The following is a 16,589-nucleotide window of genomic DNA, read 5'->3' as shown; positions in this document are numbered from 1 at the left end:
CTCCCCGCCCGTGGCCGGGGAAGTGCAGCGCCACCGCTCGCGCATGGCAGAACCGCTGCAGGGCGCAGAACGCCTGGCCGGCACCTACCCCTTCGACCTCGAACGCAGCCAGAAGGCCTACCGCCTCAACAAGTTCCTGCGCGAGATGATCCACCCCGCGCACCGCGACGCGTTCCGGGCCGACGAAGAAGCCAGCTTCGAGCGCGCGGGCCTGAGCGAGGACGAAAAGCAGCTGCTGCGCGCGCGCGACTGGCGCGGGCTGATCCACCACGGCTGCATCTTCTTCGGCCTGGAAAAACTCGGCGCCGTGCTCGGCGTCTCCAACCTGCACATCTACGCGGCCATGCGCGGCGAATCGCTCGAAGCGTTCATGCAGACCCGCAACGCGCCGGGCGCCCTGTACTCGGTGGCCGCCACCCGCGCCGGCCAAAAAGACTTCGCCGACGTCTGAGCGCGCTCAGCTGCCGCGGTACGTCGAGTAGCTCCACGGGCTCACCAGCAGCGGCACGTGGTAGTGCTGGTCGGTGTGCGCCACACCGAAGTCCAGCGACACGCGGTTGAGGAAATTGGGCTCGGGCAGCTTCACGCCCCTGGCCGCGAAATACCCCTTCACATCGAACACCAGCCGGTAGGTGCCCACCTTCAGGCTGGTGTTGTCGTACAGCGGCCCGTCCGGGTTGCGCCCGTCCGCGTTCAAGGTGAAGCGCTTGACCAGCGTGGCCTTGTCGCCCTCGGTGGTGTGCAGCTCCACCACCATGCCGGCGGCCGGGCAGCCGTGCATCGTGTCCAGAACGTGTGTGCTCAAGCCCATGGTGTGTCCTTCCAGTGTTTGATGGTCTACCGAAAGTGTATACACTTTTTGTTTTTCTGGATATGATGCGCCGCATGGAAACCTCCAGCACCCTGCACATCGTCGAGTCGCTCACGCGGGCCATCGTGGAGCACCGGTTGCACCCGGGCACCAAGCTGGCCGAGCAGAAGCTGGCCGACCACTTCGGCGTCTCGCGCACCCTGGTGCGCCAGGCCTTGTTCCAGTTGTCGCAGAACCGGCTGATCCGGCTCGAGCCCGCGCGCGGGGCCTTTGTGGCCACACCCTCGGTGCAGGAAGCCCAGCAGGTGTTCGCCGTGCGCCGCATGCTCGAAGTGGAGATGACGCGTGCCTTCGTCAAGACCGTGACCAACGCCAAACTCAAGGCGCTGCGCGAACACGTGGCGCAGGAAAAGATGGCGGTCAACAACGAAGACGTGGCCGGGCGCACCGAGCTGCTGGGCGACTTCCACGTGCGCATGGCCGAGCTCATGGGCAACCAGGTGCTGGCCGAGCTGCTGCGCGAACTCATCTCGCGCTGCGCGCTGATCACGCTCATGTACCAGAGCAACCAGGCCGCCGAGCACTCGAACGACGAACACGCCGACATCGTCAAGGCCCTGGCCGCGCGCGACGAGGAACTGGCCGTGCGCCTGATGAACGAACACCTGCTGCACGTCGAGGAAAACCTGACCTTCGACCGCAAGGTACCCACCAACGACATCTCCATGGCCTTGTCATGACGCTTTACGACTCCACACGCGCCTACCCCCGCGACCTCGCCGGCCACGGCCGCGATGCGCCCCACGCCCGCTGGCCCAACGGAGCACGCATCGCCGTGCAGTTCGTGCTGAACTACGAAGAAGGCGGCGAGAACAGCGTGCTGCACGGCGACGACGCCTCCGAGCAATTCCTCTCGGAAATGTTCAACCCCGCGGCCTACCCGGCGCGCCACATCAGCATGGAAGGCATTTACGAGTACGGCTCGCGCGCCGGTGTCTGGCGCATCCTGCGCGAGTTCGAGCGGCGCGGCCTGCCGCTCACCGTGTTCGGCGTGGCCACCGCCCTGCAGCGCAGCCCCGACGTCACCGCCGCGTTCATGGAGCTCGGGTACGACATCGCCTGCCACGGCCTCAAGTGGATCCACTACCAGCACGTGGACGAAGCCACCGAGCGCGCCCACATGGCGCAGGCCATGCAGCTCATCGAACAGCTCACCGGCAGCCGCCCCCTGGGCTGGTACACCGGGCGCGACAGCCCCAACACGCGCCGGCTGGTGGCCGACTTCGGCGGCTTCGAGTACGACAGCGACTACTACGGCGACGATCTGCCGTTCTGGATGAAGGTGCGCAAGACCGACGGCAGCGACGCGCACCAGCTCATCGTGCCCTACACGCTGGACTGCAACGACATGCGCTTCGCGCTGCCGCAGGGCTACTCGCACGCCGACCCGTTCTTCCAGTACATGAAGGACACGTTCGACGCGCTGTACGCCGAAGGCGACCCCGACGGCCTGGACCGTCCCAAGATGATGAGCATCGGCATGCACTGCCGCCTGCTCGGCCGGCCCGGCCGCATCACCGCGCTGCAGCGCTTCCTCGACCACATCCAGCAACACGACAAGGTGTGGGTCGCCCGGCGCGTGGACATCGCGCGCCACTGGAAAACCACGCACCCCCTTTCTGCCGCCTGAGGCCGACCCCATGCCCATCACCCTGGAACAACTCAACCGCGCGCCGCCGGCCGAAGCCGCGCAGATGCTCGACGGCCTGTACGAGCATTCGCCCTGGATCGCGGAACAGGCCCTGGCCCGCCGGCCCTTCGCCTCGCTCGCCGCGCTCAAGCACGCCATGGTGGCCGTGCTCGACCAGGCCGGCCTGGAACCCCAGCTCGCGCTGATCCGTGCCCACCCGGAACTGGCCGGCAAGGCCATGGTGGCCAAGTCGCTCACCGCGGAGTCCACCAACGAGCAGACCAAGGCCGGCCTCACGAACTGCACGCCCGATGAGTTCGCGCACATCCAGCAGCTCAACGCGCAGTACAACGCGAAGTTCGGTTTCCCGTTCATCCTCGCGGTGCGCGGCCCGCGCGGCGTCGGCCTGAACAAGCGCGAGATCATCGCCACCTTCGAGCGCCGCCTGGGCCACCCGGTGGACTTCGAGCGCGCCGAGTGCCTGCGCAACATCCACCGCATCGCCGAGATCCGCCTGAACGACAAGTTCGGCTTCGAGCCCACCGTCGGCCACCGCGTGTGGGACTGGCACGAAGACCTCGCGCGCCACAGCGACCCCGGCTTCGCCGAACACGGCCAGCTCACCGTCACCTACCTGACCGACGCGCACCGCGCCTGCGCCACCGACATCGCAGCCCGCATGCGCGACTGCGGCTTCGACGAGGTGCACATCGACGCCGTGGGCAACGTGGTCGGCCGCTACCACGGCGCCACGCCGGGCGCACCGGCCCTGCTCACCGGCAGCCACTACGACACCGTTCGCAACGGCGGCAAGTACGACGGCCGCCTGGGCATCTTCGCGCCCATGGCCTGCGTGCAGCAGCTCCACGCCGCCGGCCGGCGCCTACCTTTCGCCTTCGAGGTGGTGGGCTTCGCCGAAGAGGAAGGCCAGCGCTACAAGGCCACCTTCCTGGGCTCGGGCGCGCTCACCGGCCACTTCAACCCGGCCTGGCTCGACCAGCTCGACGCCGATGGCGTGAGCATGCGCGACGCCATGCGGCACGCCGGCCTGCCCGCCACGCTGGAGGCCATCGCGGCGCTGCAGCGCGACCCGTCGAAGTACCTCGGTTTCGTGGAAGTGCACATCGAACAGGGCCCGGTGCTCAACGAAATGGACCTGCCGCTGGCCGTGGTCACCTCCATCAACGCCAGCGTGCGCTACCAGTGCGAAGCCCTTGGCATGGCCAGCCACGCTGGCACCACCCCCATGGACCGCCGGCGCGACGCCGCCAGCGCCGTGGCCGAACTCGCGCTCTATGCCGAACAGCGCGCCGCCGCCGACGGCGACTCGGTCGCCACCATCGGCATGCTGCAGGTGCCCGGCGGCTCGATCAACGTGGTGCCCGGCCGCTGCCTGTTCTCGCTCGACCTGCGAGCGCCCAGCAACGCACAGCGCGACGCGCTGGAGCGCGACATCCTGGCCCAGTTGCGCAGCATCTGCGAGCGCCGCGGCATCGGTCTCAAGACCGAAGAAACCATGCGCGCCGCCGCCGCGCCCAGCGCACCCGCCTGGCAGGCGCGCTGGGAAAAAGCCGTGGCCGCCCTGGGCGTGCCGCTGCACCGCATGCCCAGCGGCGCCGGGCACGACGCCATGAAGCTGCACGAGGTGATGCCACAGGCCATGCTCTTCGTGCGCGGCCTCAACAGCGGCATCAGCCATAACCCGCTGGAGTCCAGCACCAGCGACGACATGGAGCTGTGTGTGAACGCCTTCTCGCACCTGCTCGAGCAACTCGCCACCGAACACCCGAACGGAACACCATGACCACCGAACAACAACTGGATGCCTGGATCGACGCCCACTTCGACGAGGAGGTGCGCTTCCTGCAGGAACTCGTGCGCGTGCCCACCGACACGCCGCCCGGCAACAACGCGCCGCACGCCGAGCGCACCGCCGAGCTGCTGGGCGCCATGGGCCTGAAAGCCGAACAGCACGCCGTGCCCGCCGGTGAGGTGGAGGCCGCCGGCCTGCAGAGCATCACCAACCTGATCGTGCGCCGCCCCTACGGGCCGGGCAGGACCATCGCGCTCAACGCCCACGGCGACGTGGTGCCGCCCGGCGAAGGCTGGACGCACGACCCCTACGGCGGCGAGGTGGCCGACGGCCGGATCTACGGCCGTGCCACGGCCGTGAGCAAGAGCGACATCGCCAGCTTCACCTTCGCGATCCGCGCGCTCGAATCGCTCAACGCGAAACTCGCTGGCGGCGTGGAACTGCACGTGACCTACGACGAGGAATACGGCGGCGAAGTCGGCCCCGACTGGCTGCTCAAGAAGGGCCTGACGAAACCCGACCTCATGATCGCCGCCGGCTTCAGCTACCAGGTGGTGGTGGCCCACAACGGCTGCCTGCAGCTGGAAGTGACGGTGCACGGCGACATGGCGCACGCCGCCATTCCCGACAGCGGCACCGACGCGCTGCAGGGCGCCACCCACATCCTCAATGCGCTGTACGCCCTCAACGCCGACTACCTGAAGGTCACCTCCCAGGTCGAAGGCATCACCCACCCCTACCTCAACGTGGGCCAGATCAGCGGTGGCACCAACACCAACGTGATCCCCGGCAAGGTCGTGCTCAAGCTGGACCGCCGCATGATCCCCGAGGAAGACCCGGCCGAGGTGGAAGCCGCCCTGCGCCGCACCATCGAACAGGCCGCAGCCAGCTTCCAGCCGCCGCGCGGCGGCCGGCAGCTCCAGGTGGACGTGCGCCGCATCCTGCTCGCGCGCGCCATGAAGCCGCTGCCCGGCAACCAGCCGCTGGTGCAGGCGATCCAGAAGCACGGCCAGGCCGTGTTCGGCGAGGCCATCCCCGCCGTGGGCACGCCGCTCTACACCGACGTGCGCCTGTACGTGGAGCGCGGCATCCCCGGCGTGATCTACGGCGCGGGCCCGCGCACGGTGCGCGAATCCAACGCCAAGCGCGCCGACGAGCACCTGCAGCTCGACGACCTCAAGCGCGCCACCAAGGTGATCGCGCGCACCCTGTTCGAGCTGCTGCAACCCGCCTGAGCCACCCATGAAACGCCGCGCCCGCCGCGGCCTCGAAGCCTGAACGCGTGACACAATGAACACGCTTTCACGCCTTCTGGAGACACCATGACCCCCGCTGAACAAGCCCTGCGCGACGCCGCGTTCGAGTACCACCGCACGCCCTCCCGCGGCAAGATTGCCGTCACTCCCACCAAACCCCTGTCCAACCAGCGCGACCTCTCGCTGGCCTACTCCCCCGGCGTGGCCTACCCCTGCCTGGCCATCGAGGCCGACCCGGCGATGGCCGCCGAGTACACCTCACGCGGCAACCTCGTGGGCGTGATCACCAACGGCACCGCCGTGCTGGGCCTGGGCGACATCGGCCCGCTGGCCGCCAAGCCGGTGATGGAAGGCAAGGGCTGCCTGTTCAAGAAATTCGCCGGCATCGACGTGTTCGACATCGAACTCGACGAGAAAGACCCGGACAAGCTGGTCGAGATCATCGCCTCGCTCGAACCCACGCTGGGCGGCATCAACCTCGAAGACATCAAGGCGCCCGAGTGCTTCTACATCGAGAAGAAGCTGCGCGAGCGCATGGGCATCCCGGTGTTCCACGACGACCAGCACGGCACGGCCATCATCTCGGCCGCCGCGCTGATCAACGGCCTGGAGCTGGTGGGCAAGGACATCGGCTCGGTCAAGCTCGCCGTCAGCGGCGCGGGTGCCGCCGCCATCGCCTGCCTGGACGTGATGGTCGGCCTGGGCGTCTCGCGCGACAACATCTTCGTCTGCGACTCCAAGGGCGTGGTCTACGAAGGCCGGGCCGGCGGCTACGACGAATCCAAGGCGCGCTACGCGCAGAAGACCGACAAGCGCACGCTGGCCGACGCGGTCGACGGTGCCGACGTCTTCCTGGGCTGCTCGGCCCCGGGCGTGCTCACCGCCGAAATGATGAAGACCATGGCCGTCAAGCCCATCGTGCTGGCGCTGGCCAACCCCGAGCCGGAGATCCGGCCCGAGCTGGCCAAGGCCGTGCGGCCGGACTGCATCATCGCCACCGGCCGCAGCGACTACCCGAACCAGGTCAACAACGTTCTGTGCTTCCCGTACATCTTCCGCGGCGCACTCGACTGCGGCGCCACGCGCATCACCGAAGAGATGAAGCTGGCCTGCGTGCGCCAGATCGCCGATCTGGTGAAGAGCGAGACCAGCGAGGAAGTGGCCAACGCCTATGCCGGCCAGGACCTGAGCTTCGGCCCGGACTACCTCATTCCCAAGCCGTTCGATTCGCGCCTGATCCTGCGCATCGCGCCGGCCGTGGCGCAGGCCGCCGCCGATTCGGGCGTGGCCACGCGGCCCATCACCGACATGGACGCGTACCGCCAGCAGCTGGGCCGTTTCGTGTACCAGACCGGCATCCTCATGCAGCCGATCTTCAACGCGGCCAAGGCCTTGCCGAAGAAGCAGCGCGTGGCCTACGCGGACGGTGAAGACGAGCGCGCGCTGCGCGCGGCGCAGATGGCGATCGACGACCAGCTCGCATTGCCGATCCTGATCGGGCGCCCGGCGGTGATCGAGGCGCGCATCGCCAAAGCCGGCCTGCGCATGAAGCTCGGGCAGGACGTGCAGAACGTCAACCCGGAAGACGACCCGCGCTTCCGGCAGTACTGGGAGCACTACCACCAGATCATGGGCCGCCACGGCGCGACGCCCGAGGTGGCCAAGGCCGCCGTGCGCCGGTCCAACACGATCATTGGTTCGCTGATGCTCTCGCTGGGTGACGCGGACGCGCTGATCTGCGGCCTGGTCGGCGGGTTCATGACGCACCTGGAGCGCATCGACAACGTGCTGGGCCGTCGCCAGGGCGCGGGCCTGTACGCCTCGGTCAACGCGCTGATGACCAACCGGGGCCCGGTGTTCATCGCCGACACCTACGTCAATGAAACGCCCTCCGCCGAGGAGCTGGCCGAGATCGCGTGGATGGCGGCGCAGGAAGTGCAGCGTTTCGGTCTGCCGCCGAAGGTGGCGTTCCTGTCGCACTCCAGCTATGGGTCGAGCAAGCGCGCGTCCGCCCGCAAGATGGCCGATGCGCGCGACCTGTTCGTGGCCGCGCACCCCGAGATCGAGTGCGATGGTGAGTTGCACGGCGATGCCGCGCTGCAGCCCGAGATCCGCGCCGCCTACCTGGCCGAGACCACGCTCACGGGGTCGGCGAACCTGTTGATCTGCCCGAACCTGGATGCGGCCAACATCCTCTACAACGTGATGAAGACGACCACCAGCGGCGGCGTCACTGTCGGCCCCATCCTCATGGGCGCGGCCGGCACGGTGCACATCCTCACGCCGGCGGCCACGGTGCGGCGGGTGCTCAACATGACGGCCCTGGCGGCGGCCAGCGGTGCTGTGAAGAACTGAGTGTTTTTTGTCTTTGAAAGGGACGCCGCTGGCGTCCCTTTTTTTTGCGCCTGCACCTCGCGGGCCCAGGGACGCCCGGCGCTCTGCTCCGCGGGTGTCCCCCGCCCCGGCTTCGCCGGGGCTCCTCCTTTACCCCGCTGCGCAGAACGCCGGGCATCCCTGGGCCTGCCGTGTCTTTCTCCTCTCGACTGCCCTGAGGTCGTTGGTGACGAGGGGGTGTGGCGCAGCGACGTAAAGGAGGAGGACCGGCGAAGCCGGTCCGGGGGACAGTCGCGGAGCCACGCCCCCTCGGCGCCGGCGGCCGGTGCAACGGCAAGGAAAACCACCGATGAAACACAAAGCCGCCGGTCCGAAACCGGGTTTCCCCTAGGCCGCCCAAAATCCACTAGTACACATAATCTGTATACAGTTTTGCATGCATTGACGCCGAACCACGCCCTCTCAAGGAGTCCCCATGTCCACCTCCGTCCACCCGGTTGATGAAGTCCTGCCCCCCGGCAAACTCACCGCGCTCGGTCTGCAACACGTCCTGGTGATGTACGCCGGCGCCGTCGCGGTCCCCCTCATCGTGGGCCGCGCGCTCAAGCTCAGCCCCGAACAGGTCGCCATGCTCATCTCGGCCGACCTCTTCTGCTGCGGCCTCGTCACCCTCATCCAGGCCCTCGGCGCCACCCAATGGTTCGGCATCAAGCTGCCCGTGATGATGGGCGTCACCTTCGCCTCCGTCGCCCCCATGGTCGCCATGGCCAACAGCAACCCCGGCATCCAGGGCGCGGGCCTCATCTTCGGCTCCATCATCGGCGCGGGCATCGTCTCCATCCTCATCGCGCCCATCGTCAGCCGCATGCTGCGCTTCTTCCCGCCCGTGGTCACCGGCACCATCATCGCGGTCATCGGCATCAGCCTCATGCGCGTGGGCATCAACTGGATCTTCGGCAACCCCGTCGGCGCCACCAGCCCCTTTGTCCCCAACACCGAACACATCACCTGGCTGCACACCGTCAACGAAGCCACCGCCAAAGGCCTGGTGCCCGACATGCCCAAAGGCCTGTCGATCGCCAGCAGCGTGCCCAACCCCGTCTACGCGCAGCCCGCGCACATCGCCATCGCCGCCATCGTGCTCGCCGCCATCCTGCTCATCGCCAAATACGCGCGCGGCTTCATCGCCAACATCTCGGTGCTGCTGGGCATCGTCGTCGGTGCCGTGGTCGCCGCCGCCACCGGCCTCATGACATTCGAGAAAGTCAAACACGCCAACTGGTTCGACCTGGTGCTGCCCTTCGAAATCGCCATGCCCATCTTCGACCCCATCCTCATCCTGACCATGAGCCTGGTCATGATCGTGGTGATGATCGAGTCCACCGGCATGTTCCTCGCCCTCGGTGACATGACCGACCGCAAGATCGACCAGAAGGCGCTGACCGCCGGCCTGCGCACCGACGGCCTGGGCACCCTCATCGGCGGCATCTTCAACACCTTCCCCTACACCAGCTTCTCGCAGAACGTGGGCCTGGTCGGCGTCACCGGCGTCAAGAGCCGCTTCGTCTGCGTGGCCGGCGGCGTCATCCTCATCGTGCTGGGCCTGCTGCCCAAGATGGCGGCGCTGGTCGAGTCCCTGCCCACCTTCGTGCTGGGCGGCGCGGGCCTGGTGATGTTCGGCATGGTCGCCGCCACCGGCATCCGCATCCTGGCCGGCGTGGACTACAAGGGCAACCGCAACAACCTCTTCATCGTCGCCGTGTCCATCGGCTTCGGCATGATCCCGCTGGTGGCGCCCAACTTCAAACAGTGGATGCCGCACGCCATCCACCCGCTGATCGAATCCGGCATCCTGCTGGCCTCCATCAGCGCCGTCGCGCTCAACCTCTACTTCAACGGCAGCCGGGGCGACACCAGCGCCGCCATCGAAGCGGCCAAGCACGCCGAAGCGCACTGACCGCCTCCCGCTTTTCAACAAGGCCCCTCCGGGGGCCTTTTTCATGGGCGAACCACGCCCGAACATGGTGCAAGCCCCGATGTGGTGCGCACCATTCAGGGTTAGTCTTGATGACGCACCCCGGCTCCCGGACAAGAATCTGTATACACATTCTGTGCTCAAAAGGCGCCTCGGCGCCTTTTTGACGCATGCGCGCCGCTGGCACCTTTATTGCTGATGACAAGGCATGCCCGGGTGACGACTGAGCAATCCCTGCAACCCGCCCAACACAGGAGAATCCATGAACAAGCGCCACTTCATCAAGACCACCGCTGCCCTGGCCGCAGCCGCCGCCTTCGGCAGCAGCGCCCACGCGCAGACGCCCGTCAAATTCCAGCTTGACTGGCGCTTCGAAGGTCCCGCGGCGCTGTTCCTGCAACCGGCCGCCAAGGGCTACTTCAAGGCCGCCGGCCTGGACGTGACCATCGACGCCGGCAACGGCTCGGGTGGCACCGTCACCCGCGTGGCCTCGGGCACCTACGACATGGGCTTCGCCGACATGGCCGCCCTGATGGAATTCCACGCCAACAACCCGGACGCCCCCAACAAGCCGGTGGCCGTGATGATGGTCTACAACAACACGCCGGCCGCCGTGCTCGCGCTCAAGAAGGCCAACATCACCAAGCCCGCCGACCTCAACGGCAAGAAGCTGGGCGCGCCGGTGTTCGACGCCGGCCGCAAGGCCTTCCCGATCTTCCAGAAGGCCAACAACGTGAGCAACGTGGCCTGGACCTCCATGGACCCGCCGCTGCGTGAAACCATGCTGGTGCGCGGCGACATCGACGCCATCACCGGCTTCTCCTTCACCTCGCTGCTCAACCTCGAAGCGCGCGGCGTGAAGACCGAGGACGTGGTCATCATGCCCTACGCCGACTACGGCGTGAAGCTGTACGGCAACGTGATCATCGCCACGCCCAAGATGATCAAGGAGAACCCGGCCGCCGTGAAAGCCTTCCTGACCGCCTTCGCCAAGGGCGCCAAGGAAGTCATGGCCAACCCGGCCGCCAGCATCGAGACCGTGAAGGCCCGCGACGGCATCATCAACGTGCCGCTCGAAACCCGCCGCCTAGTGCTGGCGATCGACTCGGTCGTGGCCAGCCCCGACGCGCGCAAGGAAGGCTTCGGCCAGATCAACCCCGGCCGCATGAGCCTGATGGCCTCGCAAGTGTCCGACGCCTACGGCACCAAGACCCGCATCGATCCGAGCACCGTGTGGAACGGCAGCATGCTGCCCACCGCCGCCGAGCTCAACGTGCTGCCGCCGGCCAAGAAATAAGACCACCGTCCGCGCCTCTGGCCCAGGCCAGCCACCCCACGGCGGCTGGCCTTTTTTCAGGAAGACCCCATGCAAGAACCCTCCAGCGACCAGGCCTTCGTCGATTTCGACAAGGTCTGGCTGGCCTACAACGACGATCTGCTGGCCAAGAACGTCTTCGCCGTGGAAGACATCAACCTCAAGGTCAAACGGGGTGAGTTCATCGCCATCGTCGGCCCCTCGGGTTGCGGCAAGTCCACCTTCATGAAGCTCACCACCGGGCTGAAGATGCCCAGCATGGGCAAGATCCGCATCGACGGCCAGCCGGTCACCGGCCCGCTGAAGATCTCGGGCATGGCGTTTCAGGCCCCCTCGCTGCTGCCCTGGCGCACCACGCTGGACAACGTCCTGCTGCCGCTGGAAATCGTCGAGCCCTTCCGCAGCCAGTTCAAGGACCGGCGCAAGGAATACGAAGAGCGCGCGAAGAAGCTGCTGGCCAGCGTGGGCCTGGGCGGCATGGAAAAGAAGTTTCCCTGGGAGCTCTCGGGCGGCATGCAGCAGCGCGCCAGCATCTGCCGCGCGCTGATCCACGAGCCCAAGATGCTGCTGCTCGACGAACCCTTCGGCGCGCTCGATGCGTTCACGCGCGAAGAGCTGTGGTGCACGCTGCGCGACCTCTGGGAGGCGCAGCGCTTCAACGTCATCCTGGTCACGCACGACCTGCGCGAGTCGGTCTTCCTGGCCGACACGGTCTACTGCATGAGCCGCAGCCCCGGCCGCTTCGTGGTGCAGCGCGACATCCCGATCCCGCGCACGCGGGACCTGGAGGTCACCTACACCAAGGATTTCACCGACATCGTGCACGAGCTGCGCGGCCACATCGGCGCCATGCGCAAGGCCGGCACCGTGATCAACCAGTGAGCAGGAGCGGACACATGCACAACAAGCACCTGGAACGCTGGTCGCCGCTGATCCTTTTGGTGGCCATCGTTCTTCTTTGGGAAATCGTCATCCGCGCCTTCGGCGTCTCCGAGTTCATCTTCCCCAGCCCTTCGCGGATCTGGGAACAGACGATGGAGCACAAGACGACCATCATGGGCCACGCCTGGCGCACCTTCTGGGTGACGATGGCGGGCTTCGGCATCGCGATCGTGGTCGGCGTGCTGCTGGGTTTCCTCATCGGCAGCTCGCGCCTGGCCTATGCGGCGGTCTATCCCTTGATGACGGCGTTCAACGCCTTGCCCAAGGCGGCCTTCGTGCCGATCCTGGTGGTGTGGTTCGGCATCGGCGTGGGCCCGGCCATTCTCACGGCGTTCCTGATCTCGTTCTTCCCCATCATGGTGAACATCGCCACCGGCCTGGCCACGCTGGAGCCCGAGCTGGAGGACGTGTTGCGCGTGCTGGGCGCCAAGCGCTGGGACGTGCTGACCAAGGTGGGCCTGCCGCGTTCCATGCCCTACTTCTTCGGTTCGCTGAAGGTGGCGATCACGCTGGCCTTCGTGGGCACGACGGTGTCGGAGATGACGGCGTCGAACGAGGGCATCGGTTATCTGCTGATCTCGGCCGGTTCGTCGATGCAGATGGGTCTGGCGTTCAGCGGTCTGCTGGTGGTGGGCGCGATGGCGATGGCCATGTACGAGCTGTTCAGCTTCGTCGAGAAGCACACCACGGGCTGGGCGCACCGGGGCTCGCAGAACACATGAAACCTGATCAGGTGGCAAAGCACCTGCGCCGCGCCAATGAGGTGGCGCGGCGTGCGGCGAGCATGGGCCGGCACCCGTTCGGTGCGCTGCTGGTGGCGCCGGATGGGGAGACCGTGTTGGCCGAGCAGGGCAACATCGACACGGTGAACCACGCGGAGTCGACGCTGGCCCGCGTGGCGGCCGACAACTATCCCGGCGAGTACCTCGCGCGCTGCACGCTGGTGACGACGTTCGAGCCTTGTGCCATGTGCACGGGCACGCTGTACTGGGCCAACATCGGGCGGGTGGTCTATGGGGCGAGTGAGGAAGCCTTGCTGGCGTTGACCGGCAGCCACGAGGAGAACCCCACACTGTCCTTGCCCTGCCGTGAGGTTCTTGCGCGGGGGCAGAAGGCCATCGAGGTCATCGGGCCTGTGCCCTCGCTGGAGGCCGAGATGCTGGAGCCCCATCAGGGGTTCTGGGCTTCTCGCTGAGTCTTTCGGTTTCGGCGGGTTTCGCGCCACCGCTTCTTCGCTGCCGGTGGGCGTGGCTGCCGTTCTCCGGCGCCTGCTCGCGGGCGTCCACCCGGGCAGGCCAACACCTTCGCGTCAACACCAGACAGGCGCTCAGCCTCTGTGGCAACCGCGAATGGGGCGCCTGCGCCCGTCAACCCCACCCACCGTCGAGAGTGCGGTGCAGGCACGCAGGCAAGAGGTTTCTGTCCCCTTGCAGGCGGGCTCCGGTCGACCTCTCGGCGGATGGTGCTCCCCCCGGGCGCAGGCGCCCCATTCGCGGTTGCCACAGAGCTTGAGCGCCAGGGGTCGTGTTGACGAAGGGGTCTCTGCGGACCCGGGCAGACGCCCGCGAGCAGGCGCCGGAGAACGGGGGGACACCAGCCGACAGCGAAGAAGCCCAGGCCAGCAACCCTCAGCGATGCACCTCCACCTCCCCAGCAGAGGAAAGCAGCGCCATCAACCGCCGGCGAATCAGGATCCCAGGCCGATCGGAGTCCATCGAATATTCGACACCCCGCCGCCGCAGATCCACCACCGCGTCCGGGTCGGTGGACTCGAGGATGTCCTTGTCCTCCCGCGTGATCTCATCGTCGAAATCGATCAGCATCTGCGCCGGACAATCCGCCTCCGTGTCGTTGCGGAACAGCCATTGGCACAACTGCATGCGCCCATCGTCGATCGGCGTGAACGCATTGATGATCACGTGGCGCACCCCGCTCGGGTACTCGATGTCCAGCCGGCGCGAAAACGGCTGGTAATAGGCGTTGCGCATGTGCCGCTGCGTGATCGGGTCCTTCACCCCACTGATGCGCTGGAATTTCTCAGGGTTCACCGCGTCGATCACCGTCTCGGCATAAAACCCGGCCTCGTTCTCCACCAGCTCGTACTTGCTCGGCGCCGGCGAGGCCGCCACACCGAAGGTCGCGCGGTGCACGAAACTGAAATGCGAGTTGTCGAACGAATTCTCCAGCGCGCGCACCGGGCTCGTGTTCCAGGTCTCGTAGAACTGGAAGATCGTGCGCCAGCCCTTGGCCTCGAACTCCGGAATCGCGGGAATCTCCGCCACCGGGTCCTCCAGCGCCACCCAGACGTAACCGTAGCGCGCCGTGCAGTGGTACGCCGTGGTGGCGTAGTCCTTGGGAATCTCGCGCTCCGGCGGGTACTGCGGAATCTGGATCACGCGGCCCGTCCGGTTGTAGACCCAGCCGTGGTAACCGCACTGCAGGTTCCCGTTCTTGCACCAGCCCTTGCTCAGCTTCGCGGTGCGGTGGCAGCAGCGGTCCTTTAGCGCGGCCGGCTCGCCGTGCTCGTCGAGAAAGAGAACGATGTTTTCACCCAGCAGGGTGAACGGCTTGGGGCCGTCGGCCAGCATCGTCAACGGCATGACGGCGTGCCAGTAACGGCGGAAGACGGGCTGTTGGGTGACCAGCATGGTGAAGGCGCTCCTGAAAGAAATGGCTCGAGGGGTGGTTCTCAAGAGCAATTTCCCGCCCCGCCTTGTACGGGGTTGAACGCTTCTACTCTGGCCTTGCATGCTAGCAAAAGACAGGCCACACCGGGCTGGCATGCCTCGTGCATACCGGCACCTCGCAGAGTAGAAGCGTTCAGCGGGTGAGCCCCACACCACCCGCCCGGAAATTGCTCTTGTACGTCTCCCGTGGCCGCACCAACGGCCTGCGGGAGTGGAACAAGCCCACCCTCCGGAGCCTTGCCATGCAACGCCGTCACTTCCTCGCCTCCTCTTCCGCCGCCGCCGTCTCGGCCCTCGCCGCACCCACCGTCTGGGCCCAGGCCTCGCCCAAGCTCACCCCCGTCAAGTTCACGCTGGACTTCCGCATCACCGGCCAGACCTCGCCCTTCTTCCTCGCCCAGAGCAAGGGCTACTACAAAGACGAAGGCCTGGATGTGAGCATCGACGTGGGCTCCGGCTCGGTCGCCTCCATCACGCGCATCGCCAGCGGCGTGTACCAGATGGGCCTGGGCGACATCAGCTCGCTGATCGAATTCCAGGCCGCGCAGACCGGCACCCCCGTGGTGCAGGCCGTGTACCAGTACTACAACCGCGCACCATTTGCGATCATCGGCCGCAAGGACCGGGGCATCACCACCGACTTCCGCAGCCTCGAAGGCAAGAAGATCGCGGCCGCCGCCGTCGAGTCCACCCGCCGCGCCTGGCCCATGGTGGCGCGCAAGCTGCGCGTGAAGAGCGACCTCTTCCAGTGGTCCACCACCGACTTCGCCTCGCGCGACAACGTCGTCGTGCGCGGCGACGTGGACGGCGCCACCTACTTCCACGACTCCGCCGTCTCGCTGTTCGCGCGCATGAAGCTCGACGAGCTCTCCATCCTCGAATACACCAGCGCCGGCGTGAACCTGTACGGCAATGCCATCCTCGCGAGCAACGCCATGATCACGCAGAGCCCCGCTGCCGTGGCCGGCTTCCTGCGCGCCACCAACCGCGCCATCCAGGAGAGCATGGCCGACCCCGTCGCCGCGATCGCCGCCACCAAGCTGCGCGAACCCATCCTCAACGAAGCCGTCGAGCTCGAACGCTGGCGCATCACGCAGCGCTACATCGCCGCCGCCGACACGCGCAGCCACGGCCTGGGCGATGTCTTCAAGCGCACGCTCGAACAACAGGTGGACGAGGTCGTGGACGTGTTCGGCCTCAAGGCCCGCCCCAGTGTGGAGGGTGTGTTCAACCGCGCCATGCTGCCGGCCGCTGGCGACCGGGTGCTCAAGGCATGACAACGGCCCCCCTGAACGAGCGCGACGGCGCCTACCTGCGCCAGGCCATCGGCTGGGCGCGCGTGGCGCGCGAGCGGGGCAACCGCCCCTTCGGCGCGGTGGTGATCGCCGACGACGGCCGCGTGCTCGCCGAGGCCTGGTGCAGCACCGGCGAGACCGGCGACTGCACCGGCCACGCCGAGACCAACGCGGTGCGCCAGCTCAGCCCGGTGGTGGACCGCGAGACGCTCGCGCGCGCCACGCTCTACTCGTCGGCCGAGCCCTGCGTGATGTGCGCGGGCGCGATCTTCTGGAGCAACATCGGGCGCGTGGTGTTCGGCATCGACGCCGTGAGCCTGCGCGTTTTCCGCGGCGAACGCGCCGAGCAACGCGACGCCGAGCTGTCGTGCCGCGACGTGTTCGCAGCTTCGCCCCACCCCATCGAATGCATCGGCCCGGCGCTGCTGGACGAAGCGAGCGAGCCGCACCGGGGCTTCTGGAAAACCTGAA

General features: G+C 67.1%; 14 protein-coding genes and 1 pseudogene. 13 read left to right on the top strand and 2 right to left on the bottom strand.

The features are described 5' to 3' along the window. Window positions 1–451 (top strand): annotated as a pseudogene (locus AC07ZS_RS03865) (gallate dioxygenase); the annotation flags it as partial. Window positions 452–457: 6 nt separating this feature from the next. Here the strand turns inward: AC07ZS_RS03865 and uraH are convergent. After that, window positions 458–811: a hydroxyisourate hydrolase gene (gene uraH, locus AC07ZS_RS03860; protein WP_494797307.1), complete on the bottom strand. Its 354-nt coding sequence runs from the start codon at window positions 809–811 to the stop codon at window positions 458–460. A 65-nt stretch (window positions 812–876) separates the two neighbouring features. Here uraH and AC07ZS_RS03855 point away from each other — a divergent pair, with 65 nt between their 5' ends. The 10 genes from AC07ZS_RS03855 (at window position 877) to AC07ZS_RS03810 (ending at window position 13,331) form a co-directional block, all read left to right on the top strand. Next, window positions 877–1,551: a GntR family transcriptional regulator gene (locus AC07ZS_RS03855; protein ID WP_494797306.1), complete on the top strand. Its 675-nt coding sequence runs from the start codon at window positions 877–879 to the stop codon at window positions 1,549–1,551. After that, the gene (gene puuE / locus AC07ZS_RS03850) at window positions 1,548–2,501 is read left to right on the top strand and encodes an allantoinase PuuE (RefSeq protein ID WP_494797305.1); all 954 of its coding nucleotides are present in this window, start codon (window positions 1,548–1,550) and stop codon (window positions 2,499–2,501) included. The genes AC07ZS_RS03855 and puuE overlap by 4 nt, the downstream gene beginning before the upstream one ends. A gap of 10 nt (window positions 2,502–2,511) precedes the next feature. Continuing rightward, the gene (gene uraD, locus AC07ZS_RS03845) at window positions 2,512–4,305 is read left to right on the top strand and encodes a 2-oxo-4-hydroxy-4-carboxy-5-ureidoimidazoline decarboxylase (protein ID WP_494797304.1); all 1,794 of its coding nucleotides are present in this window, start codon (window positions 2,512–2,514) and stop codon (window positions 4,303–4,305) included. Further along, window positions 4,302–5,549 (top strand): M20 family metallopeptidase, encoded by a 1,248-nt coding sequence (locus tag AC07ZS_RS03840; RefSeq protein ID WP_494797303.1) that lies wholly within the window; start codon window positions 4,302–4,304, stop codon window positions 5,547–5,549. The genes uraD and AC07ZS_RS03840 overlap by 4 nt, the downstream gene beginning before the upstream one ends. Window positions 5,550–5,636: 87 nt before the next feature. Beyond that, on the top strand, window positions 5,637–7,925 hold the full coding sequence (locus AC07ZS_RS03835) for an NADP-dependent malic enzyme (RefSeq protein WP_494797302.1): 2,289 nt from the start codon (window positions 5,637–5,639) through the stop codon (window positions 7,923–7,925). 454 nt (window positions 7,926–8,379) lie between these two features. Continuing rightward, complete coding sequence (locus AC07ZS_RS03830) at window positions 8,380–9,861, top strand: nucleobase:cation symporter-2 family protein (RefSeq protein ID WP_494797301.1); 1,482 nt, start codon at window positions 8,380–8,382, stop codon at window positions 9,859–9,861. Window positions 9,862–10,141: 280 nt separating this feature from the next. Next, window positions 10,142–11,176, top strand: a complete 1,035-nt coding sequence (locus tag AC07ZS_RS03825) for an ABC transporter substrate-binding protein (protein ID WP_494797300.1) — start codon at window positions 10,142–10,144, stop codon at window positions 11,174–11,176. A 69-nt stretch (window positions 11,177–11,245) separates the two neighbouring features. Beyond that, window positions 11,246–12,076, top strand: a complete 831-nt coding sequence (locus AC07ZS_RS03820) for an ABC transporter ATP-binding protein (RefSeq protein WP_494797299.1) — start codon at window positions 11,246–11,248, stop codon at window positions 12,074–12,076. A 14-nt stretch (window positions 12,077–12,090) separates the two neighbouring features. Next, window positions 12,091–12,858, top strand: a complete 768-nt coding sequence (locus AC07ZS_RS03815) for an ABC transporter permease (protein WP_494797298.1) — start codon at window positions 12,091–12,093, stop codon at window positions 12,856–12,858. After that, window positions 12,855–13,331: a nucleoside deaminase gene (locus AC07ZS_RS03810; protein ID WP_494797297.1), complete on the top strand. Its 477-nt coding sequence runs from the start codon at window positions 12,855–12,857 to the stop codon at window positions 13,329–13,331. Before AC07ZS_RS03815 ends, AC07ZS_RS03810 begins: the two co-directional genes overlap by 4 nt. 433 nt (window positions 13,332–13,764) lie before the next feature. Here the strand turns inward: AC07ZS_RS03810 and AC07ZS_RS03805 are convergent, their stop codons facing one another. Continuing rightward, window positions 13,765–14,784: an aromatic ring-hydroxylating dioxygenase subunit alpha gene (locus tag AC07ZS_RS03805; RefSeq protein WP_494797296.1), complete on the bottom strand. Its 1,020-nt coding sequence runs from the start codon at window positions 14,782–14,784 to the stop codon at window positions 13,765–13,767. Window positions 14,785–15,065: 281 nt separating this feature from the next. On the opposite strand from AC07ZS_RS03805, the gene AC07ZS_RS03800 reads away from it, so the two are divergent. Then, window positions 15,066–16,100, top strand: a complete 1,035-nt coding sequence (locus AC07ZS_RS03800; RefSeq protein ID WP_494797295.1) for an ABC transporter substrate-binding protein — start codon at window positions 15,066–15,068, stop codon at window positions 16,098–16,100. Beyond that, window positions 16,097–16,588: a nucleoside deaminase gene (locus tag AC07ZS_RS03795; RefSeq protein WP_494797294.1), complete on the top strand. Its 492-nt coding sequence runs from the start codon at window positions 16,097–16,099 to the stop codon at window positions 16,586–16,588. The genes AC07ZS_RS03800 and AC07ZS_RS03795 overlap by 4 nt, the downstream gene beginning before the upstream one ends. Window position 16,589 lies beyond the last annotated feature (1 nt).

The sequence above is a fragment of the Hydrogenophaga sp. GW456-12-10-14-TSB4 genome (genome assembly GCF_059424305.1).
This window is presented reverse-complemented; position numbering and strand designations above follow the sequence as displayed.

What these genes read in the sequence shown, in the direction of transcription:
- uraH (WP_494797307.1), bottom strand. Translation starts at nt 811, where the DNA reads ATGGGCTTGAGCACACACGTTCTGGACACGATGCACGGCTGCCCGGCC.
- AC07ZS_RS03855 (WP_494797306.1), top strand. Translation starts at nt 877, where the DNA reads ATGCGCCGCATGGAAACCTCCAGCACCCTGCACATCGTCGAGTCGCTC.
- puuE (WP_494797305.1), top strand. Translation starts at nt 1,548, where the DNA reads ATGACGCTTTACGACTCCACACGCGCCTACCCCCGCGACCTCGCCGGC.
- uraD (WP_494797304.1), top strand. Translation starts at nt 2,512, where the DNA reads ATGCCCATCACCCTGGAACAACTCAACCGCGCGCCGCCGGCCGAAGCC.
- AC07ZS_RS03840 (WP_494797303.1), top strand. Translation starts at nt 4,302, where the DNA reads ATGACCACCGAACAACAACTGGATGCCTGGATCGACGCCCACTTCGAC.
- AC07ZS_RS03835 (WP_494797302.1), top strand. Translation starts at nt 5,637, where the DNA reads ATGACCCCCGCTGAACAAGCCCTGCGCGACGCCGCGTTCGAGTACCAC.
- AC07ZS_RS03830 (WP_494797301.1), top strand. Translation starts at nt 8,380, where the DNA reads ATGTCCACCTCCGTCCACCCGGTTGATGAAGTCCTGCCCCCCGGCAAA.
- AC07ZS_RS03825 (WP_494797300.1), top strand. Translation starts at nt 10,142, where the DNA reads ATGAACAAGCGCCACTTCATCAAGACCACCGCTGCCCTGGCCGCAGCC.
- AC07ZS_RS03820 (WP_494797299.1), top strand. Translation starts at nt 11,246, where the DNA reads ATGCAAGAACCCTCCAGCGACCAGGCCTTCGTCGATTTCGACAAGGTC.
- AC07ZS_RS03815 (WP_494797298.1), top strand. Translation starts at nt 12,091, where the DNA reads ATGCACAACAAGCACCTGGAACGCTGGTCGCCGCTGATCCTTTTGGTG.
- AC07ZS_RS03810 (WP_494797297.1), top strand. Translation starts at nt 12,855, where the DNA reads ATGAAACCTGATCAGGTGGCAAAGCACCTGCGCCGCGCCAATGAGGTG.
- AC07ZS_RS03805 (WP_494797296.1), bottom strand. Translation starts at nt 14,784, where the DNA reads ATGCTGGTCACCCAACAGCCCGTCTTCCGCCGTTACTGGCACGCCGTC.
- AC07ZS_RS03800 (WP_494797295.1), top strand. Translation starts at nt 15,066, where the DNA reads ATGCAACGCCGTCACTTCCTCGCCTCCTCTTCCGCCGCCGCCGTCTCG.
- AC07ZS_RS03795 (WP_494797294.1), top strand. Translation starts at nt 16,097, where the DNA reads ATGACAACGGCCCCCCTGAACGAGCGCGACGGCGCCTACCTGCGCCAG.